This is a genomic window from Brevibacterium sp. Z349TD_9, from assembly GCF_056173565.1.
On record NZ_CM149680.1, the window covers coordinates 1,117,626 to 1,142,615 of the forward strand.

Annotated in this window: 30 protein-coding genes; 25 read left to right on the forward strand and 5 right to left on the reverse strand. The window is 67.0% G+C overall.

All coding sequences use genetic code 11. From position 1 onward, the window contains the following. The first annotated feature begins 2 nt into the window (after positions 1-2). The 15 genes from rplP (at position 3) to map (ending at position 8,233) form a co-directional block, all read left to right on the forward strand. Entirely contained in the window at positions 3-419 is a 417-nt protein-coding gene (gene rplP, locus AC0VYB_RS04970; protein ID WP_009379199.1) for a 50S ribosomal protein L16, read from the forward strand. Between the two features lie 2 nt (positions 420-421). After that, a complete protein-coding gene (gene rpmC, locus AC0VYB_RS04975; RefSeq protein ID WP_009379201.1) occupies positions 422-673 on the forward strand; it encodes a 50S ribosomal protein L29 in 252 nt (83 codons plus the stop codon). After that, positions 673-960 (forward strand): 30S ribosomal protein S17, encoded by a 288-nt coding sequence (rpsQ, locus tag AC0VYB_RS04980; protein ID WP_063249169.1) that lies wholly within the window; start codon positions 673-675, stop codon positions 958-960. Before rpmC ends, rpsQ begins: the two co-directional genes overlap by 1 nt. Before the next feature lie 151 nt (positions 961-1,111). After that, entirely contained in the window at positions 1,112-1,480 is a 369-nt protein-coding gene (gene rplN, locus AC0VYB_RS04985) for a 50S ribosomal protein L14 (protein ID WP_009379205.1), read from the forward strand. Positions 1,481-1,482: 2 nt separating this feature from the next. Then, a complete protein-coding gene (gene rplX, locus AC0VYB_RS04990; RefSeq protein ID WP_009379207.1) occupies positions 1,483-1,851 on the forward strand; it encodes a 50S ribosomal protein L24 in 369 nt (122 codons plus the stop codon). Next, complete coding sequence (gene rplE / locus AC0VYB_RS04995; protein WP_009379209.1) at positions 1,851-2,420, forward strand: 50S ribosomal protein L5; 570 nt, start codon at positions 1,851-1,853, stop codon at positions 2,418-2,420. Before rplX ends, rplE begins: the two co-directional genes overlap by 1 nt. A 70-nt stretch (positions 2,421-2,490) precedes the next feature. Further along, the gene (gene rpsH / locus AC0VYB_RS05000; protein WP_009379210.1) at positions 2,491-2,889 is read left to right on the forward strand and encodes a 30S ribosomal protein S8; all 399 of its coding nucleotides are present in this window, start codon (positions 2,491-2,493) and stop codon (positions 2,887-2,889) included. A gap of 17 nt (positions 2,890-2,906) precedes the next feature. Then, positions 2,907-3,443, forward strand: a complete 537-nt coding sequence (rplF, locus tag AC0VYB_RS05005; protein ID WP_009379212.1) for a 50S ribosomal protein L6 — start codon at positions 2,907-2,909, stop codon at positions 3,441-3,443. 2 nt (positions 3,444-3,445) lie between these two features. Next, complete coding sequence (rplR, locus tag AC0VYB_RS05010) at positions 3,446-3,826, forward strand: 50S ribosomal protein L18 (RefSeq protein WP_009379213.1); 381 nt, start codon at positions 3,446-3,448, stop codon at positions 3,824-3,826. Then, positions 3,823-4,491, forward strand: coding sequence for a 30S ribosomal protein S5 (gene rpsE / locus AC0VYB_RS05015; protein WP_063249168.1), 669 nt, complete (start codon positions 3,823-3,825; stop codon positions 4,489-4,491). The genes rplR and rpsE overlap by 4 nt, the downstream gene beginning before the upstream one ends. Then, on the forward strand, positions 4,491-4,673 hold the full coding sequence (gene rpmD / locus AC0VYB_RS05020) for a 50S ribosomal protein L30 (protein WP_009379218.1): 183 nt from the start codon (positions 4,491-4,493) through the stop codon (positions 4,671-4,673). The genes rpsE and rpmD overlap by 1 nt, the downstream gene beginning before the upstream one ends. A gap of 1 nt (position 4,674) precedes the next feature. After that, positions 4,675-5,127 (forward strand): 50S ribosomal protein L15, encoded by a 453-nt coding sequence (gene rplO / locus AC0VYB_RS05025; RefSeq protein WP_009379220.1) that lies wholly within the window; start codon positions 4,675-4,677, stop codon positions 5,125-5,127. 314 nt (positions 5,128-5,441) lie between these two features. After that, positions 5,442-6,743, forward strand: coding sequence for a preprotein translocase subunit SecY (gene secY, locus AC0VYB_RS05030; RefSeq protein WP_095376708.1), 1,302 nt, complete (start codon positions 5,442-5,444; stop codon positions 6,741-6,743). Between the two features lie 90 nt (positions 6,744-6,833). Continuing rightward, the gene (locus tag AC0VYB_RS05035) at positions 6,834-7,400 is read left to right on the forward strand and encodes an adenylate kinase (RefSeq protein ID WP_009379223.1); all 567 of its coding nucleotides are present in this window, start codon (positions 6,834-6,836) and stop codon (positions 7,398-7,400) included. Beyond that, the gene (gene map / locus AC0VYB_RS05040) at positions 7,397-8,233 is read left to right on the forward strand and encodes a type I methionyl aminopeptidase (RefSeq protein ID WP_259821435.1); all 837 of its coding nucleotides are present in this window, start codon (positions 7,397-7,399) and stop codon (positions 8,231-8,233) included. Before AC0VYB_RS05035 ends, map begins: the two co-directional genes overlap by 4 nt. 63 nt (positions 8,234-8,296) lie before the next feature. On the opposite strand, the gene AC0VYB_RS05045 is transcribed toward map, so the two are convergent. Continuing rightward, positions 8,297-8,542, reverse strand: coding sequence for a hypothetical protein (locus AC0VYB_RS05045; protein ID WP_009379229.1), 246 nt, complete (start codon positions 8,540-8,542; stop codon positions 8,297-8,299). 144 nt (positions 8,543-8,686) lie between these two features. Here AC0VYB_RS05045 and AC0VYB_RS05050 point away from each other — a divergent pair, with 144 nt between their 5' ends. Beyond that, the gene (locus tag AC0VYB_RS05050; RefSeq protein ID WP_415711710.1) at positions 8,687-9,532 is read left to right on the forward strand and encodes a PaaX family transcriptional regulator; all 846 of its coding nucleotides are present in this window, start codon (positions 8,687-8,689) and stop codon (positions 9,530-9,532) included. A gap of 14 nt (positions 9,533-9,546) precedes the next feature. On the opposite strand, the gene AC0VYB_RS05055 is transcribed toward AC0VYB_RS05050, so the two are convergent. Then, positions 9,547-10,698, reverse strand: a complete 1,152-nt coding sequence (locus AC0VYB_RS05055) for a MalY/PatB family protein (RefSeq protein WP_415711709.1) — start codon at positions 10,696-10,698, stop codon at positions 9,547-9,549. Positions 10,699-10,896: 198 nt separating this feature from the next. On the opposite strand from AC0VYB_RS05055, the gene AC0VYB_RS05060 reads away from it, so the two are divergent. Beyond that, the gene (locus AC0VYB_RS05060; protein ID WP_475385062.1) at positions 10,897-13,866 is read left to right on the forward strand and encodes an alpha/beta hydrolase; all 2,970 of its coding nucleotides are present in this window, start codon (positions 10,897-10,899) and stop codon (positions 13,864-13,866) included. A 157-nt stretch (positions 13,867-14,023) separates the two neighbouring features. Next, the gene (locus tag AC0VYB_RS05065; RefSeq protein WP_280559629.1) at positions 14,024-14,539 is read left to right on the forward strand and encodes an MFS transporter; all 516 of its coding nucleotides are present in this window, start codon (positions 14,024-14,026) and stop codon (positions 14,537-14,539) included. On the opposite strand, the gene AC0VYB_RS05070 is transcribed toward AC0VYB_RS05065, so the two are convergent. After that, on the reverse strand, positions 14,475-15,509 hold the full coding sequence (locus tag AC0VYB_RS05070; protein WP_009381402.1) for an IS30 family transposase: 1,035 nt from the start codon (positions 15,507-15,509) through the stop codon (positions 14,475-14,477). The two genes, AC0VYB_RS05065 and AC0VYB_RS05070, sit on opposite strands and share 65 nt — an antisense overlap. Positions 15,510-15,549: 40 nt before the next feature. Here AC0VYB_RS05070 and AC0VYB_RS05075 point away from each other — a divergent pair, with 40 nt between their 5' ends. The 7 genes from AC0VYB_RS05075 to rplQ all read left to right on the forward strand — a co-directional run bounded on the left by AC0VYB_RS05075 (position 15,550) and on the right by rplQ (position 19,987). Then, the gene (locus AC0VYB_RS05075; protein ID WP_475385063.1) at positions 15,550-16,365 is read left to right on the forward strand and encodes an MFS transporter; all 816 of its coding nucleotides are present in this window, start codon (positions 15,550-15,552) and stop codon (positions 16,363-16,365) included. 432 nt (positions 16,366-16,797) lie between these two features. Further along, on the forward strand, positions 16,798-17,019 hold the full coding sequence (infA, locus tag AC0VYB_RS05080; RefSeq protein ID WP_009379245.1) for a translation initiation factor IF-1: 222 nt from the start codon (positions 16,798-16,800) through the stop codon (positions 17,017-17,019). A 63-nt stretch (positions 17,020-17,082) separates the two neighbouring features. Beyond that, positions 17,083-17,196 (forward strand): 50S ribosomal protein L36, encoded by a 114-nt coding sequence (gene rpmJ, locus AC0VYB_RS05085; protein ID WP_009379247.1) that lies wholly within the window; start codon positions 17,083-17,085, stop codon positions 17,194-17,196. A 189-nt stretch (positions 17,197-17,385) separates the two neighbouring features. After that, positions 17,386-17,754 (forward strand): 30S ribosomal protein S13, encoded by a 369-nt coding sequence (gene rpsM / locus AC0VYB_RS05090; RefSeq protein ID WP_009379249.1) that lies wholly within the window; start codon positions 17,386-17,388, stop codon positions 17,752-17,754. A gap of 51 nt (positions 17,755-17,805) precedes the next feature. Continuing rightward, positions 17,806-18,210, forward strand: a complete 405-nt coding sequence (gene rpsK / locus AC0VYB_RS05095) for a 30S ribosomal protein S11 (RefSeq protein WP_009379251.1) — start codon at positions 17,806-17,808, stop codon at positions 18,208-18,210. A 155-nt stretch (positions 18,211-18,365) separates the two neighbouring features. Beyond that, positions 18,366-19,364: a DNA-directed RNA polymerase subunit alpha gene (locus AC0VYB_RS05100; protein WP_009379253.1), complete on the forward strand. Its 999-nt coding sequence runs from the start codon at positions 18,366-18,368 to the stop codon at positions 19,362-19,364. A 23-nt stretch (positions 19,365-19,387) separates the two neighbouring features. Further along, on the forward strand, positions 19,388-19,987 hold the full coding sequence (gene rplQ / locus AC0VYB_RS05105; protein ID WP_259801805.1) for a 50S ribosomal protein L17: 600 nt from the start codon (positions 19,388-19,390) through the stop codon (positions 19,985-19,987). Positions 19,988-20,529: 542 nt separating this feature from the next. On the opposite strand, the gene putP is transcribed toward rplQ, so the two are convergent. Then, positions 20,530-22,050, reverse strand: coding sequence for a sodium/proline symporter PutP (putP, locus tag AC0VYB_RS05110; protein ID WP_095376861.1), 1,521 nt, complete (start codon positions 22,048-22,050; stop codon positions 20,530-20,532). Positions 22,051-22,329: 279 nt separating this feature from the next. Continuing rightward, positions 22,330-24,990 carry a hypothetical protein gene (locus AC0VYB_RS05115; protein ID WP_280559863.1) on the reverse strand — a complete coding sequence of 887 codons (2,661 nt, stop codon included), beginning with the start codon at positions 24,988-24,990 and terminating at the stop codon, positions 22,330-22,332.

The window sequence follows — 24,990 nt, forward strand, 5'->3', positions numbered from 1 at the left end:
ACATGTTGATCCCTCGTCGAGTGAAGTACCGCAAGCAGCACCACCCCAAGCGGGGCGGCGCCGCCAAGGGTGGCACGACGGTGGCCTTCGGTGACTACGGCATCCAGGCCCTCGAGCCGGCCTACGTCACCAACAGGCAGATCGAAGCCGCACGTATTGCCATGACGCGCTACATCAAGCGCGGTGGCAAGGTGTGGATCAACATCTACCCTGACCGACCGCTGACGAAGAAGCCCGCCGAGACCCGCATGGGTTCCGGTAAGGGCTCTCCCGAGTGGTGGGTCGCCAATGTCAAGCCGGGTCGGGTCATGTTCGAACTCGCCGGCGTGTCCGAGGAAGTTGCTCGCGAGGCCCTGCGCCTGGCGATCCACAAGCTTCCGCTCAAGGCCCGCATCGTGGCCCGCGAAGGTGGTGAGTGAGCATGGCAATCGGTTCGAAGAACCTGTCCATGGACGCGCTTGACGGTTTCGACAACGAGCGTCTGGCAGAGGAGCTCAAGAAGGCCAAGGCCGAGCTGTTCAATCTGCGTTTCCAGTCGGCCACCGGCCAGCTGGAGAGCCACGGCCGCCTCAAGGCTGTGCGTCGCGACATCGCTCGTATCTACACCGTGCTCAACGAGCGGGAGCTGGACATCCGTCCGAACCCCGCTGATGCGAAGGAAGAGGACAAGTGATGGCGGAGACCACCAAGCCCGAGGCGACGACCCCCGAGCGCAACTCCCGCAAGACTGCGCGTGGCTACGTCGTGTCCGACAAGATGGACAAGACCATCGTCGTCGAGATCGAGGAGCGCATGAAGCACCGCCTCTACGGCAAGGTCATGCGCAAGTCGGTCAAGATCAAGGCTCATGACGAGGAGAACACCGCCGGTATCGGCGACCTCGTCGTCGTGGCCGAAACGCGGCCGGTCTCGGCCGCGAAGCGCTGGCGGCTCGTCGAGATCGTCGAACGAGCCAAGTAAAGCCGGCGTCGCCCCTCCCTCCTGGTCCCGCCCATGGTCTCGTCCGCGAGACCATGGGCGGCTACCGGGAACGGGGTGAGTATGTCAATGAATCCGTTCCGCAAGGCTCGCAGCACCATCGTGAGAACCAGCGCGACGACAGGAGAAAACAGTGATTCAGCAAGAGTCGCGACTCAAAGTCGCCGACAACACCGGAGCCAAGGAGATCCTGGCCATCAGGATCCTCGGCGGTTCCGGTCGGCGCTACGCCTCGATCGGTGACACCATCGTGGCCACCGTCAAAGACGCAATCCCCGGCGGCAATGTGAAGAAGGGTGACGTCGTCAAGGCCGTCATCGTCCGCACCGCCAAGGAACGCCGTCGTCCGGACGGCTCCTACATCAAGTTCGACGAGAATGCAGCAGTCATCCTCAAGAACGATGGGGAACCGCGCGGCACCCGCATCTTCGGACCCGTGGGACGCGAATTGCGTGACAAGAAGTTCATGAAGATCGTCTCCCTGGCACCGGAGGTGTTGTGAGCATGGCGAACAAGCTCAAGATCAAGAAGGGCGACCTCGTCCAGGTGATCGCAGGTGCCCGTCAGTCGCGCGGCGGCGATCGTGGGAAGCAGGGCAAGGTCCTTGCCGTCTACCCCGAGCGCAACCGCGTCCTCGTCGAGGGCGTCAACCGCGTGATCAAGCACAAGAAGGCAACCCAGACTCAGGCCGGCGGCACCGCCGGTGGCCGTGAGACTCACGAAGCCCCCATCCATGTGTCCAACGTGGCGCTCGTTGATCCCAAGGACAACAAGCCGACCCGCGTCGGATACCGCGAGGAGAAGGTCGAGCGGGACGGTCGCACCAAGACCGTTCGCGTCCGCTACTCGCGTCGCACCGGGGAGGAGATCTGATGACGGAGACAAGCACGAACCGTCCGGCGCCGCGCCTCAAGCAGGTCTACCGCGATGAGATCGTCGGTAAGCTCCAGGACGAATTCGACTACGCGAACCCGATGCAGGTTCCCGGCCTGACCAAGGTCGTCGTGAACATGGGTGTGGGTGACGCTGCGCGTGACTCGAAGCTCATCGAAGGTGCGATCAACGACCTCACCCTCATCACCGGCCAGAAGCCGGTCGTGACCCGGGCGAAGAAGTCGATCGCTCAGTTCAAGCTGCGCGAGGGCCAGCCCATCGGTGCGCACGTGACCATGCGCGGCGCCCGCATGTGGGAGTTCGTCGACCGTGTCATCTCCCTGGCGCTTCCGCGCATCCGCGACTTCCGCGGACTCTCGGACCGTCAGTTCGACGGCAACGGCAACTACACCTTCGGTCTCACGGAGCAGTCGATGTTCCACGAGATCGACCAGGATCGCATCGATCGCGTCCGCGGTATGGACATCACCGTCGTCACGACCGCCAAGACCGACGATGAGGGACGTGCTCTGCTGCGTCACCTCGGGTTCCCGTTCAAGACCAAATGATCTCTACGTTGCAGGTCCAAGCGCGCACGTCGCGGGCGGAAACCGTAACGAGGAAGGGCATGAGCCCACAATGACAATGACTGATCCAGTCGCAGACATGCTCACGCGTCTGCGCAACGCCAACTCGGCTTACCACGAGGACGTCAGCATGCCGTTCTCGAAGCTGAAGTCGAACATCGCCGAGATCCTCAAGGAGGAAGGCTACATCACCGGGTGGAGCGTCGAAGACGCGACCGTCGGGAAGACCCTTCGCCTCGATCTCAAGTTCGGCCCCAACCGTGAGCGTTCGATTGCCGGCCTCCGCCGTGTGTCGAAGCCCGGGCTGCGCGTCTACGCGAAGTCGACCAACCTGCCGAAGGTCCTCGGTGGACTCGGCATCGCCATCCTGTCGACGTCCTCAGGTCTCCTGACCGATCGACAGGCCGCCAAGAAGGGTGTGGGTGGGGAAGTCCTCGCCTACGTCTGGTAAGGAAAGGAGAGAAGAGCATGTCACGCATTGGCAAGAACCCGATCTCCGTTCCCTCTGGTGTCGAGGTGAAGATCGACGGCCAGGATGTCGCCGTCAAGGGACCCAAGGGCGAACTGTCCGTGACCATCGCCGAGCCGATCACCGTGTCGCTCGAGGATGGCGTCGTGACCGTGGCCCGTCCTGACGACGAGCGCGAATCGCGTTCGCTCCACGGACTGTCCCGCACCCTGATCAACAACATGATCATCGGTGTCACCGATGGCTACTCGAAGGGCCTCGAGATCGTCGGCACCGGCTACCGTGTGCAGGCGAAGGGATCGAACCTCGAGTTCGCTCTCGGCTACAGCCACTCGATCACCGTCGAACCGCCGGAGGGCATCTCGTTCACCGTCGAAGGACAGAACAAGGTGGCCGTCCACGGCATCGACAAGCAGCTGGTCGGCGAGACCGCTGCGAACATCCGGAAGCTGCGCAAGCCTGAGCCGTACAAGGGCAAGGGTGTGCGCTACGCCGGCGAGAACGTCCGTCGCAAGGTCGGAAAGGCTGGTAAGTAGAGATGGCCTTTGGCAAGAAGGAAAGCTACGGCAAGGGCAGGGCAGCTGCTCGCAAGCGTCGTCACGCTCGTCTGCGCAAGCACGTCAGCGGCACGGCCGAGCGCCCGCGTCTCTCAGTGACCCGTTCCACGCGCCACGTCTTCGTCCAGGTCATCGACGACACCGTCGGCAAGACCCTGGCATCGGCGTCCACCATGGAAGCCGAGCTGCGCGCACTCGAAGCAGACAAGACCGGCAAGGCCCGCAAGGTCGGCGAGCTGGTTGCTCAGCGCGCCAAGGAAGCCGGCGTCGAGGCCGTCGTGTTCGACCGTGGAGGCAACGCCTACCACGGCCGAGTGCAGGCCATCGCCGAAGGTGCCCGTGAAGGAGGATTGGCCCTATGAGCACTGAAGAGAACAAGGAATCGCAGGAGACTGCGGAGAACCGCGGCGGCGACAGCCGCGGCGGTGACAACCGCGGCGGACGCGGCCAGGGTCGCGGACGCGGCGAAGGCCGTGGACGCGGCGGTCGCGGAGACCGCGAGGAGAAGAGCCAGTTCATCGAGCACGTCGTCACGATCAACCGCGTGTCGAAGGTCGTCAAGGGTGGACGTCGGTTCTCCTTCACCGCCCTCGTCGTCGTCGGTGACGGAGACGGCATGGTCGGCATGGGCTACGGCAAGGCGAAGGAAGTGCCCGCCGCGATCGCGAAGGGTGTCGAGGAGGCGAAGAAGAACTTCTTCCGCGTCCCCCGCATCCAGAAGACGATCCCTCACCCCGTCCAGGGTGAGGAAGCGGCAGGCGTCGTCCTGCTCCGCCCGGCCGCTCCGGGTACCGGCGTCATCGCCGGTGGTCCGGTCCGCGCCGTGCTCGATGCCGCCGGCGTCCAGGACATCCTGTCCAAGTCGCTGGGTTCGTCGAACGCGATCAACATCGTCCACGCTGCGATCAAGGCTCTGCAGAACCTCGAGCGTCCCGAGGAAGTCGCGGCCCGCCGCGGCCTGCCCGTCGACGAGGTCGCTCCGCACGCTCTCCTGCGTGCGGCCGCCGAAAGCGGGGCGAAGTCCTGATGGCGAAGCTCAAGGTTACTCAGAAGAAGTCCGAGATCGGCGGCAAGCAGAACCAGCGTGATTCGCTGCGTTCGCTCGGCCTCAAGCGGATCAACGATGTGGTGGTGCACGAGGATCGTCCGGAGATCCGGGGAATGATCAACGTCGTGCGTCACCTTGTGACTGTGGAAGAGGTGGACTGATATGGCGAACAACGACGCACTCAAGCTCCACGATCTCCGTCCGGCCCCGGGCGCCAAGACCGCGAAGACCCGCGTGGGTCGCGGTGAGGGCTCGAAGGGCAAGACCGCCGGACGCGGAACCAAGGGCACGAAGGCCCGCTACCAGGTTCCGCACGGCTTCGAGGGCGGCCAGACGCCGATGCACATGCGTCTGCCGAAGCTGCGTGGGTTCAAGAACCCCGCGAAGGTGACCTTCCAGGTCGTCAACCTCGACAAGCTGTCGGCACTGTTCCCGGAAGGCGGCGACGTCACCGTCGCCGATCTGGTCGCCAAGGGCGCTGTGCGCCCGAAGCAGCCGGTCAAGGTTCTGGGCACGGGCGAGATCACTGTGGCGATCAACATCACCGCAGACAAGTTCTCGGGCTCCGCGCTCGAGAAGATCAAGGCTGCGGGCGGCAACGCCACCGAGGCCTGATCCGTTCGGCGCCCTGCGCTGAGTCGGACCACGGCTGAGAGGGGACGGTCACTTCGGTGACCGTCCCCTTCGTCGTCCCTGCGCACCCAGCCACCGCCTCGGCGGGGGAGCGGGGACACCATCGCCGAGGCGGCACCCGGCACCCGCGGAGACCCCGGTCACGGCGGGGCGGGGAGAACGGCGAGAAACCGGGGGAGAGGGGCCCGCCCGGTTTCGGTCTGGACCCTCGACCCTGGTAGTCTTTTGCAGGTATTTGTCTCATTCGCCAGGTCGTGACAGCGACCCTGACTTCCATCCCCCACTGAGGAGGACGCTTGATCGGCGCAATTCGGAGGGCCTTCACCACGCCTGACCTGAGGAACAAACTCCTCTTCACCCTGGGCATCATCGTCATCTTCCGACTGGGCTCGTTCATCCCCTCGCCCGGCATCGACTACACGAAGGTCCAGGAGTGCGTGGCCTCCCCGCAGCTGAACTCCGGCGGGTTCGCGATGATCAACCTCTTCAGCGGCGGCGCCCTGCTCCAGCTGTCGATCTTCGCTCTCGGCATCATGCCCTACATCACGGCGAGCATCATCGTCCAGCTGCTGCGCGTCGTCATCCCGCGCTTCGAGGCCCTCCACAAGGAAGGCGCCTCCGGCCAGGCGAAGCTCACCCAGTACACGCGCTACCTCACGATCGGTCTCGCGGTCCTCAACTCGACGACACTGGTCGCCACCGTGGAGTCGGGTGCGCTCTTCGGCAGCATCCAGGGCTGCACCGACCTCATCGTCAACAACGAATGGTGGGGTCTGGCGATCCTCGTCCTCACGCTCACGGCCGGCACCGGTCTGATCATGTGGCTCGGCGAGCAGATCACCGAGCACGGCGTCGGCAACGGCATGTCGATCCTCATCTTCACCTCCGTCGCCTCGGCGTTCCCCTCCTCGCTCGGGGCGATCCTCAGCGAGCAGGGCATCGACGTCTTCCTCATCGTCATCGCCGTCGGACTCGTCCTCGTCGCCCTCGTCGTCTTCGTCGAGCAGTCGCAGCGACGCATCCCCGTCCAGTACGCCAAGCGCATGGTCGGGCGCCGTATGTTCGGCGGCACGTCGACGTACATTCCGATCAAGGTCAACATGGCCGGCGTCATCCCGGTCATCTTCGCCTCCTCGGTCCTCTACCTGCCGAGCCTCATCGCTCAGTTCTTCGACCCGCAGACGGGCTGGGTCGAGTGGATCAACACGTACTTCACGCGCGGCGACCACCCGATCTACATCGCCGCCTACGCGGTGCTCGTCATCTTCTTCTCCTACTTCTACGTCGCGATCACCTTCAACCCGGAGGAAGTCGCGGACAACATGAAGAAGTACGGCGGCTTCATCCCCGGCATCCGCGCCGGCCGCCCCACCGCGGACTACCTGAGCTTCGTGCTCAGCAGGATCAACTTCCCCGGATCGCTCTACCTCGCGTTCGTCGCGCTCATCCCGCTCATCGCCCTGGTCCTCATCAACGCGAACCAGAACTTCCCGTTCGGCGGCACGTCGCTGCTCATCATCGTGGGAGTCGGCCTCGAGACGGTCAAGCAGATCGACGCCCAGATGCAGCAGCGCCACTACGAGGGCCTGCTGCGCTGATCCCGCGCCACCACGAGGGCCTGCGGCGCCGCACCGGCGTCGGTCACGGCCCTGGAAGCACAGACCGATCACGGTCTGGGAAGGACAGATATGAGTTCACGCATCATCCTCATCGGCCCGCCCGGAGCGGGCAAGGGCACCCAGGCGGCACGGCTGGCCGAGGCCCTGAGCATCCCTGCGATCTCCACCGGTGACATCTTCCGCGCCAACGTCAAGGGGGAGACGGAGCTCGGCAAGCTCGCCAAGCGCTACATGGATGCCGGGGAGTACGTCCCCGACGAGGTGACGAACAAGATGGTCGCCGATCGTCTCAGCCAGGACGACGCACGTGAGGGCTTCCTCCTCGACGGCTACCCGCGCACCGCTGCGCAGGTCGCCGAACTCGACCGGATGCTCGCCGAGGCGGGCACCGAGCTCTCCGGCGTCGTCGAGCTCACCGCCGACACCGACGAGGTCGTCGCCCGTCTGCTCGCGCGCGCGGAGAAGGAAGGGCGCAGCGACGACAGCGAGGACGTCATCCGCCACCGCCTCGACGTCTACGCCGAGCAGACCCAGCCGCTGACCGACATCTACCGCGAACGCGGGCTCCTGCGCGAGGTCGACGGCCTCGGCGAGGTCGCCGAGATCACCGACCGCATCCTCGCCGCCCTGCGATGATCTTCGGTCCGCGGATCGAGCTCAAGTCCCCCGCCGAGCTCGTGCGGATGCATCGGGCCGGCCTGGTCACCAGGGCGGCTCTCGATGCGGCCCGTGCAGCCGCGGTGCCGGGGGCCACGACCGCGGAGGTCGACGCGGCAGCCGAACGCGCGATCGCGGACGCCGGAGCGACGTCGAACTTCAAGGGCTATCAGGGGTTCCCCGCGGTCCTCTGCATCTCCGTCAACGAGGAGATCGTCCACGGGATCCCCGGGAAGCGTGTCCTTGAGCGCGGGGACCTCGTCTCCATCGACGGCGGGGCGATCGTCGAGGGATTCCACGGCGATTCCGCGTTCACGATGGTCGTCGGCGGGGACGACGCCGGCACCGAGGCGGACCGTGCCCTTTCCCGTGCCACTGAAGGCGCGATGTGGGCGGGCATCGCGGCGTTCGCGACGGGGACGAAGGTGAGCGACATCGGGGACGCCATCGACGACTACGTCACCGAGACGGCGCCTGCGCTCGGCCTCGTCGAGGAGTTCACCGGGCACGGCATCGGCACGGCCATGCACCTGGCACCCGAGGTGCTCAACTACCGGGCGAAGTCGAACGGCCCGAAGATCCGGCCCGGAATGTGCCTGGCCATCGAGCCGATGCTCACCGCCGGCAGCCCCGAGACTGTGACGCTCGCCGATGACTGGACCGTCGTCACGGCCGACGGTTCCCGGGCCAGCCACTGGGAGCACAGTGTCGCCCGGCACGCTGACGGGGTCTGGGTGCTCACCGCTGCCGACGGCGGTGCGGCCGGGCTCGCCCCGTTCGGGATCGTGCCGGTGCCGCCCGCGGGCAGCTGACCCGTCACCTCGTCGCCGAGAGGGGCGGCTCCGGGCCTCGAGGGGAGGCAGGGGAGGACCGGATCAGGCGGCCGCGTCGACTCGGGTCCGCTTGCCGGCGGCAGCGTAGCCGAGGTAGCTGGCGACGAAGACGCCGGAGAACGTCATCGCCCCGAGCGCGAACATCCACGCGGCGGTGTCGAGGATCCCGGCTCCGACGATCTGGAAGATCGCGAAGGCGAGGAACGTCGCGATTCCTCCGGCGATTGCGGCGGTCGTGCGGGCCTGGTGGTAGGTGCGCAGGGTCTGGGTGTGCTTCTCATCGTCCATGACTGACCTCTCTTCACATCGGCGCAGGTGGGGAAGCGTTCCGAGCAGGGGAACATCCCCGGATCCGCGGGGGCTGACTGCCTGCTCTCAAGGTACGATCAGGCTGTGGGCCGAGTCCAAGATGTCACGAAACGGAGCTCAGATGTGGGCGATCGCTACCGGCTGACCAGGATCACCTTCGACGTGATCTCCGTCTTCGGGTGTCTGCGCGCGAGCGCCGTGCCCGGTCCGATCATCGTGCGCATCCTCGCCGACCACGGGTATTCGGCCTCAAGCGTGCACAACCAGCTCACCCGCATGGTCCAGCGCGAGCTCGTCAGCGCCGAGCGCCGAGGCCGGGTGACCCTCTACCGTCTGCGCGAACGTATCCTCTCCCAGTTCCACGACATCGGCGGAGAGCGGACGGCGCCGGAGTTCGACGGGCATTTCCACGCCGCGATCTACACGATCCCTGAGGCCTCCCGCCAGCTGCGCGACCGCTTCCAGTACTCGGCGCGGATGCTCGGGTACCGGCAGCTGCGGTCGGGTCTGCTCATCGGCTTCCACGACCATGCCCGTGCTCTCGTCGCGCAGCTGCCGGAGATGACGAACGGCGGCTGGTACGAGTTCACGCGCCTCGTCCCTGACGACCTCGAGTCCGCGAAACGGCTGACGACCATCGCCTTCGACCTCGACTGTGCACGCACGGAGATCGAGACCCTCGAGGCCGAACTCGCGCTCCTCGCCGGAGAACAGGGCAGACCCGGCACCGGGCTGCCGGAGCTGCCGATCGGCCGGTTCTTCGACCTCTACTTCCGGGTCGGTCGCGCGGTGATGGAGAATCCGCTGCTGCCTGTCGACCTCGTCGGCGAGGAGCAGCCGTCACAGCGGTTCCGGGCCGTCATGGACCGCTGCAACCTCGAGTACTACCTCCGCTACGACCAGCAGGTCCGGGAGGCTGCGGCGGAGAGCCCCTCCTATGACCTCGTCGACTGGCTGCCCGAGGGCTGATCCGGGCCGATCCCTCAGCCCTTCGTCGCGGCGACGATGCGCTCGACGGCCTCGCGCAGGAGGGGGCGGGGGAGGGCGAAGTTGAGGCGCACGTGTCCGGCCCCGACCTCTCCGCACAGTCGGCCCTCGGTGAGCGCGACCTTCGCCGTCTCGGTGAAGTGCTTCGTGAGGTGGTCGTCGAAACCGTAGCCGCGCAGGTCGAGCCACGCGAGATAGGTGCCTTCGGGAGGCAGGAAGGGGATGTTCGGCAGCTCCGCCGTGAGAAGTTCGGTGAGGAGGTCGCGGTTGCCGGCCAGATACGCGGTGATCTCGGCGAGCCACTCACCGCCGCGGGTGTAGGCGGCCGTCGTCGCAAGAATCCCGGGATTCGACGCCGCCTGGGAGACGAACAGTCCGCGTCGCTTCCACTCGGCCCGGTCCTCGGATGAGGTGAGGATGAGCTGGGCGCACTTGAGCCCGGGGATGTTGAAGGCCTTCGAGGCGGCGGTCGCCGTGACCGTGTGGGCGGCGGTGGTCTCGCTCAGACTCGCGTAGGGGACGTGGCGCGCCGGTTCATAGACGAGCGGAGCGTGGATCTCGTCGGAGAACACACGGGCACTGTTGGCTTCGACCACCTCCGCCAGCGCTGTGAGTTCGGACTCCGTGTAGACCTTGCCGATGGGATTGTGCGGGTTGCACAGGACGAGGGTGGCACCGGGGCTCAGCGCGGCGTCGATGGCCTCGAGGTCGACCGACCATCCGGTCTCGGTGCGCAGCATCGGCACTTCGATGAGCTCGCGACCGGTCACCCTGGCGACGTCGAAGAACGGCATGTACGCAGGGGTGGGGAGGACGATCGGCGTCCCTGCGGGGGTGAGGAGGTCGAGGACGGCGATGAACGCGGCGATGACGTCGCTCGCCGGTTCGACGTGCGCGGCGGGGAACCGCCAGCCGTAGCGTTCGGCGCAGAAGTCGGCCGTCGCCTCTCGGAGATCGGCGACGATCTGCGCAGGCGCATAGCCGTAGAGGTCGCGGTCGTCGATCTCCGTCAGCGCCTCCCGGACGACGGGAGCGACCCCGAAGTCCATCTCCGCGATGAACGCACCGAGGCTGCCGGGGTAGGTCGACCACTTCCGCCCGCCCTTCGCGACGAGCGATTCCTCGGTGATGGCGTCCAGATCGTCCATGGTCCCTGCTCTCCCCTCGATGATGGCGACCTCACTCACGCTAGCAGTCGACCCGCCGGCCGCGATCGTCCGTCCGACATGCTCCGTCACAGCCGCGACCGCCTCGGCGAGAGCCCGGCAACTGTGACCACGGTCACGAAACGATAACGAAAACCTTGAAAAGTTCCTGACCGTTATCTGTGCGTTACGATGACGAGCATGACCCGAATCACATTGAGACGGTCTTCGCGTGTCCTGGGAGCGTCGATCATCGGCGCTTCTCTGCTGTTCGCGGGGGCTCTGCCCGCCGCGGCCGCCGGTCCCGCGGAGTCACCCGCAGAGTCCATCCAGAAGCCCGCAGCCGACGAAGCGACAGACGTCGACGAGCTCGAGATCGTCCTCGGTACCGACGCCGAGGTGACCGCCTCGACCTCGCTCGTCATCCCCGTCACCGTCCGCGCCTCCGATGCAGCGACGACGCTGCACATCGTCCACGCGGCGAACAACGAAGCCGTCGCCGGCACGGACGTCGTCGTCCCCGCCGGATCCGGCACCGTCGAGACCGAACTCGACGGATCGGGACTGACCCCCGGCACCTACATCGTCAAGTCGGACGACGGACTGAAGACGAGCGAGGACTTCACGGTCGTCGCTGACGAGACCGCAGCACCGACACCGACCGACGACCCGACGCAGACTCCGACCGAGTCGCCCAGTGCGAGCGCCGAGCCGACGGAGGAGCCCAGCGAGGACGCGAATCAGGCGGGTGACCTCGACGAGTACTACCCGCAGCTGGCGAAGGAGCTCTTCCGCCAGGACGACGGCACCTACCGCATCCCCGACCCGAAGGGCGGCGGCAAGGGCGCGGGCAACATCCCCGCGGGCCTGAAGAAGTACTACAACCAGAAGGTCGACCTCAGCGCCGAGAACTGCGGCAAGCTCGGCTACCCCGACTACACCGAGCGCATCGGACGCACCCCGGTCTGCGGCTACCTCATCGCTCCCATCGACGCGAAGGATCCTGCCGCCGGCAACGTTGCGATCGCGATGATGAAGGTCCCCTCGGGCAAGATGGTCGACGGGAAGTTCGTCAATACCACCCCGCAGGGCACCGTCGCCTGGAACCCGGGCGGACCGGGCGGTTCGGGCATGACGCTCGGCGTCGCCGGTGCACTCTTCGAACCCGACCTCGCAGCGAACTTCGACCTCGTCGGCTTCGACCCGCGCGGCACGGGCGGCTCGATGCCCTTCTCCCAGTGCTCGACCGATGAGCAGATCGACGCCGACCGCGCCGAGGACGCGTGGGCCGGTGACCGTGAAAACGCCGAGGACATCCTCAACGACCAGGCGGAGCGGTTCGCCGGTGACTGCATCGAGAACACCGGCAAGCTCTTCGACCTCGGTGAGGGAGGCCAGGAGAACCTCATGAAGCACCTGGGGACGTGGGACGCCGTCGGCGACCTCGACCTCATCCGCTCGACGAGTGGCGACGACAAGCTCGACTTCATCGGCTTCTCCTACGGGACCCGGCTCGGGTACGTCTATGCGCAGAAGTTCGGCGACAGCGTCGGCCGGCTCGTCCTCGACGGCGCCGTCGACCCCGGCAACGTCTCCGCGTACAAGGCTCTCAAGGACATCAACAGGGACCCGCAGGCCTACCTCGACGCCGACGGCAAGCTCGTGAGCAAGGCCGACGCCGAAGAGGACGCCGACGACTCGGTCAAGCAGATCGCCGGCTTCCAGGACACCTTCGAACAGTTCGCGCTCGACTGCTCGGCCAAGGGCACCGAGGGCAGGACGTGGGGCGAGACCTACCCGAACCTCGAGTACCCTGACCGGCTCGCCGACCTCAAGGACGCACCGTTCACCTGCGCCCTCGGCGATGGGATCACCGACAGGGCGGAGCTGACCACGGCCGTGCAGGGGATCCTCCGCTCCCTCGAAGGCAAACCGCTGCCGGCGGGATCCGAGGGCGAGGACCGCGAGGTCACCTTCGGCGATGCCCGCACCGGCGTCATCCAGGCCCTCTACTCCGAGGACCTCTGGGCGCAGCTCGCGCTCGGGCTGACCGAACTCAAGGCCGGAGAGACCGCCGGGGTGCTCATGACGCTCGCCGATTCGTACAACTCCCGCGACGAGACCGGCCACTACGACCCGATGCTCCAGGCGTTCACGAACATCCGCTGCACGGATGAGAACAGCTACGGGAACAAGCCGGACATCGAGGAGCTGCGCGACCTGGCCAAGCGCTACGACGAAGCCGGACCGTTCCAGGCGGCGTCGGTCTCGCCGGGCGTCTACGACTACTGCGACTTCTGGAAGTTCAAGGGCACCCTGCCCAAGCCGGAGAAGCTCACCGCGGTGCCGAACATCCTCGTCGTCTCGACCTCGCACGACTCGGCGACCCCGTACGCCTCGGGCGTCAAACTCGCCCGCACGATCGACGGCAGCCTGCTCTCGGTCTCCGGTGCCTCGCACACCTCGTACATGTCGCGGGACGAGAACAAGGCGTGCACGGACCAGACGGTCAACGAGTTCCTCTCCGCAGGCACACTGCCCAAGGTCGGGGACTTCGGACCCAAGCTGCCGACACCGGACACCGCGGTCGATGACCGCGGGGAGACGATCACCCTGCCCAACCGGTGCCGGATGGACACGTTCCGCGCCGACGACTTCTCGCTCGACAAGGAGAAGGTCGCGGCAGGGGAGAGCGTCATCGCCTCGGTCAAGCACCAGGCCTCGGAAGCCGACTACACCGTCGCCTTCGAGACCGGAGGCACGCTCGGCACGCTGACGACCGACAACGGCGGAAACGCCGTGAGCAAGGTCGTCGTCCCGAAGAAGGCGAAGCCGGGCACCTACGTCGTCCAGCTCCTCGACGCGAAGGGCAAGACCGTGGCGAACACGACGCTCACCGTCGTCGGCGACGACGACGGCAAGGGCGGCAAGGGCTCCGACGGAGGCAAGGACTCCGACGGCGGCAATGGCTCCGGTGGTGGCGATGACGAGAACCCGAAGGGCGGCGGGGACGCCCCCGGCGCGGGCAGCGGCGGATCCGGCAGCGGATCCGGCGGCAGCCTCCCGCGCACCGGTGCCGACATCTGGCCCCTGCTCGCGGGAGCGCTCGCCCTGCTCACCGCCGGTGGAGTCGTCTACCGGATGACGCGCGGAAAGGGCGCGAAGCACTGAGCTCGGGCCGGGCTCGGCGGCCCTGACCGTCGGGCCTGACACCACCGGTCGAGCACTGCAGGCGGCCGGGAGCGGATCTCGCCACCGTTCCCGGCCGCCTCGGCGTCTGCGGGTCTCGGCTAGCATCGATGCGGACCGAGGATATGAGGAGGGGAACGTGGCGAGCACGTTCGTGCGCAATCAGTGGGCGCTGTGTCTGGCGCAGCTCTTCGCCGGCATCGGCGTGGCCACCGGGTTCGCCGTCGGCGGCATCCTCGCCGAACAGCTCACCGGTCGCACCGAACTCGCCGGGTTCGCGCAGACGGCCTCGATCCTCGGCGCAGGACTGCTCGCTCTGCCGCTCGCGCGTCTCGCGCAGGTGCGCAATCGCCGCTGGGCGCTCGCCGTCGGCTACGGACTCGCCCTCACCGGAGCGCTCCTCATCGTCGTGGCCATCCTCGCGGGCATCGCCCTGCTCTTCTTCGTCGGTATGGGCTTCTTCGGGTCCGCGACTGCCTCGGGCCTGCAGAGCCGGTACGCGGCCACCGACTCCGCGCCTGAGCAGCTCAAGGGTCGAGCGATGTCGATCGTCGTGTGGGCGACGACCGTCGGGTCGGTCCTCGGCGATGTCAAGGCGTCGAAGCAACATGGGGCTCGCCGGCGAGCAGTCGAGCGAATGCCTCGGTGGGCGTGAGATAGCCCAGTCGGCGGCGGGGTCGATTGTTGATCTCCTCGGCGATGGTGGTGAGGTAGGGCTGGTGATCGGGGATCACCGTGCCCTTGGGCAGATACTCCCGGTAGAGCCGGTTCGTGTTCTCGTTGCTGGGCCTCTGCCAGGGCGAGTGGGGATCGGCGAAGTAGACCGGCATCGCCGTGGCCAGGGAGACCTTCGCGTGCTGGGCCATCTCGCTGCCCTGGTCCCACGCCAACGATGCCTTCATCATCTCGGGCAGGTCGTTGAAAAACTCGATGACCGCGTCAGCGGTTGGCTCGGCGTGTTTCGAGGGCAGGGCCAGCAGCCCGGTGAACCCGCTCATCCGCTCCACCAGCGTCGCCGCGCACGAGGTGCCGTTCTTCCCGATGATCAGGTCACCCTCCCAGTGCCCCGGCACCCGACGCTGGGCGGCGTCCTCACCTCGCTCCGCGATCGGGACCATACCTACGATTGGGCCACCGCGCGTCCGCCCGGTCGTACGTGGTCGGCGCTTGGTCCGCTTGGACTGCAGGAAGATGCCCTTGCGGGCGAGCTCACCCTTCGGGATTGCGTAGATGTACTGGTAGATAGCCTCACCGGAGACGGTTCGGCCGCGTGCGTCAGGAGAGTTCGCCATGCGTTCAACGGTCGGGTCTGTCGCCTCCAGACGCAACCGGCCCGCTATCTCGTTCGGCGTCCAGGACGCGGCCAGGTCGGCGTCCACCCTCGCCTGCAGCACCGGATCCCCCGCGACCTTCCGCTGCTGCGGGCGAGCTCGCCGACGCTGCGCTCTGACGTCTGCGGTCACGGCCTGGTAGCCGCGGGTCTTCGTCGAGTTCCGGTGAAGCTCCCGCGAGATCACCGACGGGCAACGCCCCAGGTGACGGGCGATCCTCCGCACCGACCAGCCCGCTTTCGAGGCCGCCGAGATCTCCGACCTGTCGCTGAACGACAACCCCACCCGCGCCATCTGCACACTCCACCGATCAGACCCCCGCCGACCGGGAGTGTTGCTTCGACGCTATGACACCACCCTCGGACCCAACCTCGCCGAACCCGGTGCCCGGCTCGGGCGCTCGCTCGGCATCGACCCCTTCGCCGGTCCCTTCCTCATCGCCGTCGGCGGATACCTCCTCTCCTTCGTCTGCGTCCTCTTCCTCCGGACCCCGCGCTCCGATCGTCCCGGCGTCGGGGCGGACCGGATCGGCGCCGCCCCGACGGCCCATCGCCGAGGCGGCACCTGGGCGTCCGTGCGCCGATCCCCGGGTGCGCTCCTCGGTCTCCTCTCCGTCGTCAGCGGGCACATGATCATGGTCGTGACGATGGTGATGACCCCGGTCCACATGGACCATCACGGGTTCGGCCTCGGGCTCATCGGCGTGACGATCGCCGGGCACATCTTCGGCATGTACGGACTCTCCCCGGTCTTCGGCTACCTCACCGACCGGTTCGCTCCCGGACGCGTCATCCTCCTCGGGCAGGTGCTCTTCGCCGCCGCGCTCATCCTCGGCTTCATCGACGCGGCAGGCGAGTCCTCCTTCGTCCGGCTCTCCCTCGCACTCTTCCTCCTCGGACTCGGGTGGTCGGCGTGCCTCATCGCCGGCTCGACCCTGCTCACCCAGGAGATCGACCCGGCGCATCGGATCCCCGTGCAGGGACTCTCGGATGCGGGGATGAACCTCGGAGCGGCCGCGGTCGCCGCACTCGCCGGTCCGCTGCTCTCACTCGGCGGCTTCGCATGGGTCACCGTGCTCGGCTTCCTCGTCCTCGCCGTCGCCGTGGCCATGGGCATCCGCACCGGCTACGGGGCTCGCGCCCGCGGGTGAGTGCCCCGCCCCTGCGAGGGACTCGGGGCCGGACGACGGTCGGGCAGGGCCGCCTCGGCGGGGGAGCGGGGTGTGCGGAACGGACGGGGACATCGCTTCGGGGCACCGCCTCGGCGGGGTGACGGGGTGTGAGGAACGGACGTGACGCCGATCCGGCGGGCCGCCTCGGCGAGGGGAGCCGGGATTGTAGGGGAAGTCACGCGCGGAATCCAGGACCGCCTGGAAGATCTTCGAATCGTGGTGTAGAGTAGATGATTGGTCTGTTCTCACTCAACTCATCCATTCACGGTTGTGGGCGGCGTCACGCCATCCACAGCCTTTCATGTGGTGGGGGAGGGCCGGAGCAGTCTGTGGGGATCGTCGGTGCCGACCGACGATCGACGATTACGTCGAACGCGAAGGTTTCGCGGGAATACGAGGTTAGCGAACGATATGGCCAAAAAAGAAGGGGTCATTGAGATCGAGGGCACCGTTGTCGAAGCTCTCCCGAACGCATCATTCCGGGTCGAGCTGAGCAACGGGCACAAGGTGCTCGCGCACATCTCAGGGAAGATGCGGCAGCACTACATCCGAATCCTGCCCGAGGACCGAGTCATCGTGGAGCTGTCTCCTTACGATCTCTCGCGTGGACGAATCGTTTACCGCTACAAGTAAGGATCTTCGATCATTCGCGCCGGATTCCCTGGGAAGGGAGACCGGCCGAGAGAAGGAAAAACGATGAAGGTTAAGCCCAGCGTCAAGAAGATCTGCGAGAAGTGCCAGGTGACCCGCCGTCACGGTCGAGTCATGGTGATCTGCTCCAACCCGCGCCACAAGCAGCGTCAGGGCTGAGCAGCTCTTCGAGCAGAGGGAGCCCCGAGACGGGGCTGCCAGCAGCACCACACCCACGCAGACCTCGCCCCCTGCGCATGCCGGACCGGCATGAGCAGGACGATACCTTCGGTCGGGGGCCGAGGACCTCAGGTCACTGAGGACAGGTCTGCATCAGCACCTCCGAAACATCAACAGGAGTAAGAACCTATGGCACGTCTTGCCGGAGTCGACATCCCGCGCGAAAAGCGCGTGGAGGTCGCCCTGACATACATCTATGGTGTGGGCCGCACGCGTGCGCGCCAGACCCTGACGGAAACCGGGATCAACCCCGACACCCGTGTGAAGGACCTGAGCGACGCCGAGCTCGTTCAGCTGCGTGACTACATCGAGGGCACGTTCCAGGTCGAGGGTGACCTCCGCCGTGAGGTCGCCGCCGACATCCGCCGCAAGGTGGAGATCGGCAGCTACGAAGGCCTGCGCCACCGCCGCGGTCTCCCGGTTCGCGGACAGCGGACCAAGACCAATGCGCGCACCCGCAAGGGACCGAAGCGCACCGTGGCCGGTAAGAAGAAGTAACATGCTCACCCGGTTGACCGGCGTCAACCACCTCGATCAGGAGTAAAACCTATGCCTCCCAAGTCACGCGCCGCTTCAGCGCGCAAGCCTCGCCGCAAGATCAAGAAGAATATCGTTGCCGGCCAGGCGCACATCAAGTCCACCTTCAACAACACCATCGTGTCGATCACCGATCCGACCGGTGCTGTCATCTCCTGGGCCTCCTCCGGTGAGGTCGGCTTCAAGGGCTCGCGCAAGTCGACGCCCTACGCCGCTCAGATGGCTGCGGAATCCGCCGCCCGCCGCGCGCAGGAACACGGCCTGAAGAAGGTCGACGTCTTCGTCAAGGGACCGGGCTCGGGCCGCGAGACCGCGATCCGCTCCCTGCAGGCCGCCGGCCTGGAACTGGGCACCATCCAGGATGTCACCCCGGTTCCGTTCAACGGCTGCCGTCCGCCCAAGCGCCGCCGCGGCTGACCCTTTCCGTGGAACTGCCGCAGGCGACGGGCCGCTGTGCCCGCCGCCTGAGGCAGAACGGATTCATCGCATAAACCGAACCGTTCTTCATGGCCGACTGCCATGACGTGCAGTGCGAACGTCATATAGCGGATGTTCGCTGAAAGGAAGCCCACGTGCTCATTGCACAGCGCCCAACACTCACGGAAGAAGTCGTCTCCGACAACCGCTCCAGGTTCGCCATCGAGCCGCTCGAGCCCGGATTCGGCTACACCCTCGGCAACTCGCTTCGTCGCACTCTGCTGTCGTCGATTCCGGGAGCCGCCGTCACCTCCATCCGGATCGACGGCGTCCTCCACGAGTTCAGCACCGTCCCGGGAGTGAAGGAGGATGTCACCGAATTCATCCTCAACCTCAAGTCCCTGGTCGTGTCGTCTGAATTCGACGAGCCTGTCGTTGCGTACCTGCGCAAGCAGGGCCCTGGCACCGTGACCGCTGCCGATGTCTCGGCTCCCGCCGGAGTCGAGATCCACAACCCGGACCTGCACATCGCCACGCTCAATGGCGAAGGCCGTCTGGACATGGAGCTCACCATCGAACGCGGACGCGGCTACGTGTCGAGCGCCCAGAACAAGAACGCCGATGCCGAGATCGGCCGGATCCCGGTCGACTCGATCTACTCGCCCGTTCTCAAGGTCACCTACAAGGTCGAGGCCACTCGTGTCGAGCAGCGCACCGACTTCGATCGCCTCGTGCTCGATGTCGAGACCAAGCCGTCGATGACCCCGCGCGACGCCATCGCGTCGGCAGGCAAGACGCTGGTCGAGCTGTTCGGTCTGGCACGCGAGCTCAACGTCGAAGCCGAGGGCATCGAGATCGGCCCGTCGCCGGTCGACGCCGCTCTCGCCGCCGACCTGGCGCTTGCCATCGAGGACCTCGATCTGACCGTGCGCTCCTACAACTGCCTCAAGCGTGAGGGCATCCACACCGTCGGCGAGCTCGTCGCCCGCAGCGAAGCCGACCTCATGGATATCCGCAACTTTGGTTCGAAGTCGATCGACGAGGTCAAGGCCAAGCTCAACGAGCTCGGACTCAGCCTCAAGGACAGTCCTGCCGGGTTCGAATCCGGTCTCGCGGAAGAGGACCAGTCCTACGTCGAAGACGAACAGTACTGATCAAGACCTAGGAGTTTTCCACTATGCCTACCCCAACGAAGGGCCCCCGCCTCGGCGGTTCGCCCACCCACGAGCGCCTCATGCTCAACAACCTGGCAGCGCAGCTCTTCGAGCACAAGCGCATCACGACGACCGTGACGAAGGCCAAGCGCCTCCGTCCGGTGGCCGAGCGCCTCATCACCGCCGCGAAGAAGGGCGACCTCGCCGCCCGTCGTCGCGTGCTCGCCCAGATCGCCGACAAGTCGATCGTCCACGAGCTCTTCACGACGATCGCCGAGACCATGGCCGAGCGTCCGGGCGGATACACCCGCATCACGAAGATCGGTCCCCGCAACGGCGACAACGCTCCGATGGCCGTCATCGAGCTCGTCCTCGAGCCCTACTCGCCGAAGCAGGCCACGGTGAAGGAGGCCGAGCAGGCCACCGCGACCGCCGCTGCCGCCTCGACTGACTCCTCTGACTCCTCCGACGAAGAGGTCGTTTCCGACGACGTCACCGTCACCGAGGATGCCGAAGGCAACGTCGTCGTCGACGAGGTCAAGGTCACCGAGGACGCCGAAGGCAACGTCGAGGTCGACGAGACCGTCGAGACCGTCGACCCCGAGGCCGGCAAGGACAAGTGATCGCCGCCTCTCTGTGAGGCCGCGCCTGATTGTGAGGCACTGCCTCGCTGAGAGGCCGATCCGTTCCTGACACCGCAGGCGGGCACCCAGTCATTGGGTGCCCGCCTGCAGTGCATTCACAGGGGTGGCGCGGGGGAGGGGCGCTGTGTCTGCGCGAGGGCGGCTCGATCCACGCGGGGTCGGATTTCCGCGGGTTCGACGACTGCGCCCGCGCTCGATCCACGCGGGGCTCAGAAATCGACAGTCCTGCGGTCCAGCCTGCGCTCGTTCCACGCGTGGCTCGATTTCCGCGTCGCGCCGGACGCGGATTTCCGTGCAACTGTGGATCGAGCCATGGGGTCTCCAGCAGACGCCGCTCGATCCACGCGAGCGCCGAACCCGGTGCGGCCCAGGAAGCACACCGACCCGCCGAAACCGGTGCGGCCCCGGAAGCACGTCGGCCCGCCACTCCTCTGGGGAGTGGCGGGCCGTGTGCGCGGGTTCCGCAGGTCGTACCGGCGGAGGGGGACGAGGCGCGGATCAGCTCGCGACCTCCTCGGCGTTCACCTCACCTTCGAGAGCTCCACGCCCTCTTCGAACTCGGCGTCGATCTCCGGGTTCGGCTTGTAGGTTGCGAGGCTGACGACGACCGCGACGATGAGGTTGATTGCGAAGCCGGGGATGATCTCGTAGATCGAATCCGTCAGCGGGGTGTTGAGCTGACCCCACACGAAGGCGACGACGGCACCGGAGATGAGGCCGAGGAGCGCGCCCCAGTTCGTCAGCTTCTTCCAGAACAGGGTGAGCAGGACGATCGGGCCGAACGAGGCGCCGAAGCCCGCCCACGCGAAGGCGACGAGATCGAGGATGCTGTTCGACGGCGAGATTGCGAGCAGGACGGCGATGACCGCGACGATGAGGATGCCGAGGCGGCCGAGCAGCACGTACGTCTTGTCCTGGAGGGTGCGCGTCGACCCAGCGCGCTTCGCGACGATCTTGAAGAGGTCCTCGACCAGTGCCGAGGAGGTGACGACGAGCTGCGAGGAGATCGTCGACATGATCGCCGCGAGCACCGCGGCGAGGACGAGCCCGGCGATGAACGGGTGGAAGAGGATCTGCGCGAGGTCGAGGAAGACCGTCTCCGGGTCGGTGGGCGCCTGATCGGCGTGCTGGGAGAAGTAGGAGATGCCGACGATGGCCGTGGCGATCGCACCGGCCGCCGAGATCGCCATCCAGCCCACACCGATCCGCCGGGCGACCGTCGCATCGGCAGGGGTGCGCAGCGCCATGAAGCGGACGATGATGTGCGGCTGGCCGAAGTAGCCCAGACCCCACGCAAGCGAGGAGATGACGGCGAGGTAGGTCCCACTGGCCCAGAACGACCCGGACCCGAAGAGGCTGAGCAGGCTCGGGTCGATCTCCCGGACGTTGGCAATCACCTCGGCGGGTCCGCCGGCATTGATGACGGCGACGATGGGCACGGCGATGAGGGCGGCGAACATGAGCAGCCCCTGGGCGACATCGGTGAGTGTGGCGCCGAGGAAGCCGCCGAAGAGCGTGTAGACCATCGTGATCGCGGCGACGATGAGCATGCCCGCGAGGTAGTTGAGGCCGAAGCTCGATTCGAAGAACTTCCCGGCCGCGACCATCCCCGAGGAGACGTAGAAGGTGAAGAAGACGAGGATGATGAGGCCGCAGACGATGCGCAGCAGATGCGTGCGATCCTGGAGGCGCTGTTCGAAGAAGCTCGGGATGGTGATCGAATCACCGGCGGTCTCCGTGAAGGCGCGGAGCCTGGGCGCGACGAACTTCCAGTTCACCCAGGCGCCGACGGTGAGACCGATCGCGATCCAGGCTTCGACGAGGCCCGAGAGGTAGATCGCGCCCGGCAGGCCCATGAGCAGCCAGCCCGACATGTCGGAGGCGCCGGCGCTCAGCGCTGCGACGCTGGGTCGCAGTCCGCGTCCGGCGAGCATGTAGTCGTCGAGGCTGTCCTTGGTCTTCCGGTAGGCGAACCAGCCGATGGCAAGCATCCCCGCGAAGTAGAGGATGATGGCGATGGTGCGGAACGTTGTCTCGGACATGGGGTTTCGTCTCCTTTGATCAGCACCGGAGACTTTACAGTAAAGCATGAGCCGGGTGTGAATACCGTGTGAAGATCCGCCCAGGGGTGGAATCGCGGTCCGGTCGACAGGTATGAAGGCGGGTTGTCGTCGCTCCCGTCCCGCCGAGGCGGTTGTCCCGTCCTGCTGAGGTGGTCCGGGTACCCCGCCGAGGCGGGTGTTTGTCCCGCTGAGGTGGTCCGGATACCTCGCCGATGCGGGGGACGGTTCCGTGGGCCGTCCCGGTCGGGGTGTTGTCCCTCAGGCGTCCGAGCGCCGATGCGAGCGGGGAACCCGGGTCGTCGACCGGCCGACGGAGAACGCGGCGGTGGGACGGGTGAATCTGGCGCTGCCGTCGGGGAGGGTTTCGCTGCCGGAAGAGTTCTGCCTGCCGAGCAGGTCGCGCAGAGAGGCGTGGGTCTCCGGGCAGTCCTTGATCTCCGAGTGGACATCGACGCGCAGGCCCGCCCGATCGAAGAGCAGCCAGGTGCGCAGCAGATCGCGTCCGAGACGGAGCTCCCGCGCAGCAGCCATTGCCTCCACGTCAGCCATTGCCGCCACGTCAGCTGGGGCCGTATACGCCGGGACTGTATCCGCCCGGGCCGCGCTTGCAGAGTCTGCCTGACCAGAGTCCGCAACTGCCGAGGCAAACGTCGTCAGGTTCGCCGCGGGCGTTCCGTCGTCAGCGAGTTCTGTGTCCTCGGCAGCCTCAGTGGCGGCAAGGATGAGGTGATGGGGTGCGCCGGTGCGCCTCGGAGGTGTTTCAACAGAAGGCTCCTGCGGGCGGCGCGTGAACCACCCGACCGGTGTGAGAGCACCGGAGACCGCCCGGGCGACGAATGGGCGCAGAGGCGCCCGATTGAGGAGTTCCGCCGCTCGTGCCGGGATGGGCGGGATGCGCAGGCACTCGGCGGTGAGTCCGTCCTCGCGGTACGTCGGATCGCGCGGGTCGAAGCGCAGCCATGCGAGGGTCTCGGTGAAGACGGCGGGCGTGGAGAATGACCAGTGTTCGGCGCGGTCGAGCAGTCGCGCCCACAGTCCGTCCGGGACCTCGACGAGCCGGGCCCCGGACTGTGCGAGTGCGATGTTGGCCGTCTCGACGGCGGCGGCGAGGGTCGCCTCGTCACGGGCGAGGGGGCCGCGGTCGACCTGCCGGTGCTCGAGATCGGCGACCGTGAACGACGGCCAGGCAGCGACAGGGGAATCTGAGCCGCCCGGGCGGCCGGCTCCGCTGCGCACGTCGAGCCCGACGGTGAGCCCCGGTCCCCACCCGTCGACGGAGGTGACGTCGACCGCGAGGTCCGCTTCGGCGGCGGCGATCGCGAACGCCTCGATCCAGCACCCGAGCGAGAGGTGGAGGTCCTCGGAACGGGGATCGCCGGCCGGCAGGGTCCGGTCCGGGTCGACGGTGAGACCCACCTCGGCGACGGCACCGTCCTCAGCGATGCCCGCGACGGTCGGCATCCACGGCTGGGTGTTGTGCGCCGAGGGTGCCCGCCCGGCCGTGCGGAACAGCGACGTCAGTAGGCGTGCGCTGATGCCGGGGGACGACTGCGGGCCCGACCCCGCCGTGACAGAGGTGCCCGTCGCCGCCGTGACTGAGGCTCCCGTCCTGGTCGTGTCGGACGCATCCGCCCCCTCAACGTCGGACGCGTCCGACCCCGTCGTGTCCGCGTCGTCCGTCGCCGCAGTGTCTGAGGCATCCGCCGCCGGCCGTTCGAGGGCCAAGTCCGTTCCCTCCGGCGCGGACTCGAGCCTCCGGTCGAGGAAGCAGAGCGAGTGCAGGGGCGTGCCTCCGGCCTTGGCGAAGACCGCCGCCGAGGCGGGATTGTCCTCGGCGATGAACGTCACCCGCAGACGCCGGTAGCCGCCGGCGACGAGTCCCGCGTACACCTCCCTGGTGACGAGGGAGAGCAGACCCTGACCCTGGAAGCGGGGATCGGTGCCCTGGATGATGAGCACGGCGTCGGTGAGGCGGGAGCGGTGACGGAGCAGGTCCCAGGCGGCCGCCGGACCGAGCCGACCGCCATGGCGACGGAGCAGCGGGACAGGGTCGGGAACGACGAGGGCGAAGCACCGCGACGGCGCGTCATCGCCCTCCTCGGCGCCGACGACATCGACGATGAGTGAGGGATCGGCCAGCACCGAGAGCCCTGCCATCTGCGATCTCAGCTGGGCGGGGGAGATCTGCGTGAAGTAGGGCAGGGCTGAGAACGCGGCGTTGAGCGTCGGCAGCAGCCGGGCTGCGAACCCGCGCAAGCCCAGACGTGTGACGGGCCGGCGACGCAGTCCGTGTTCGGCCCATTCGACGGGGCTGACTGCGGTCGCGCGAGTGTGGGGGACCGTGTCGAGCCTGACCTCCCATGTCTGCGCGGGACCCCATGTCGAGAATCCCGCGGCGGCGAAGGTCTCGGCGATGAACTCCGGATTCCATGCGGTGTCGAAGAATCCGGGATGCTCGAAGCCTGCCGTGACGAGTCCGCCGGTGACATTGGGAAGCGGGGAGACGGGACCGAAGACCCGGCAGGCGCCGAGCGCGTCCGCCCGATCGAGGACGAGGGCGATGATCTCCTCGATCACGGTCGCATCGAGGGCCTCGAGCGCACCGAAGAAGAGGGTCTCTGGTGCCTGTGCTCCCGGACCGTCGCTCAGCCGTTCGGCGAGGAGACGGGACCGATGGCAGAGCACCCGGCCCACGGCCGCACCGGAGTCGTCCGTGAGTAGCCAGAGCTCGACCTCCTCGGCGAACCAGCCGGACCCCGAGGCCCACGCGGTGATGTCCGAGGCGACGAGGGGGACGACATGATCGGACTCGCCCCGGGCGGACGCGATCGAGGCGGTGAGGTCGATGAAGCCTCGCAGCTCGGCCTTCGTCGTCACCCGGTGGCGCGTCAGTCCCGACCGTGGACCTCCGGCCTCCAC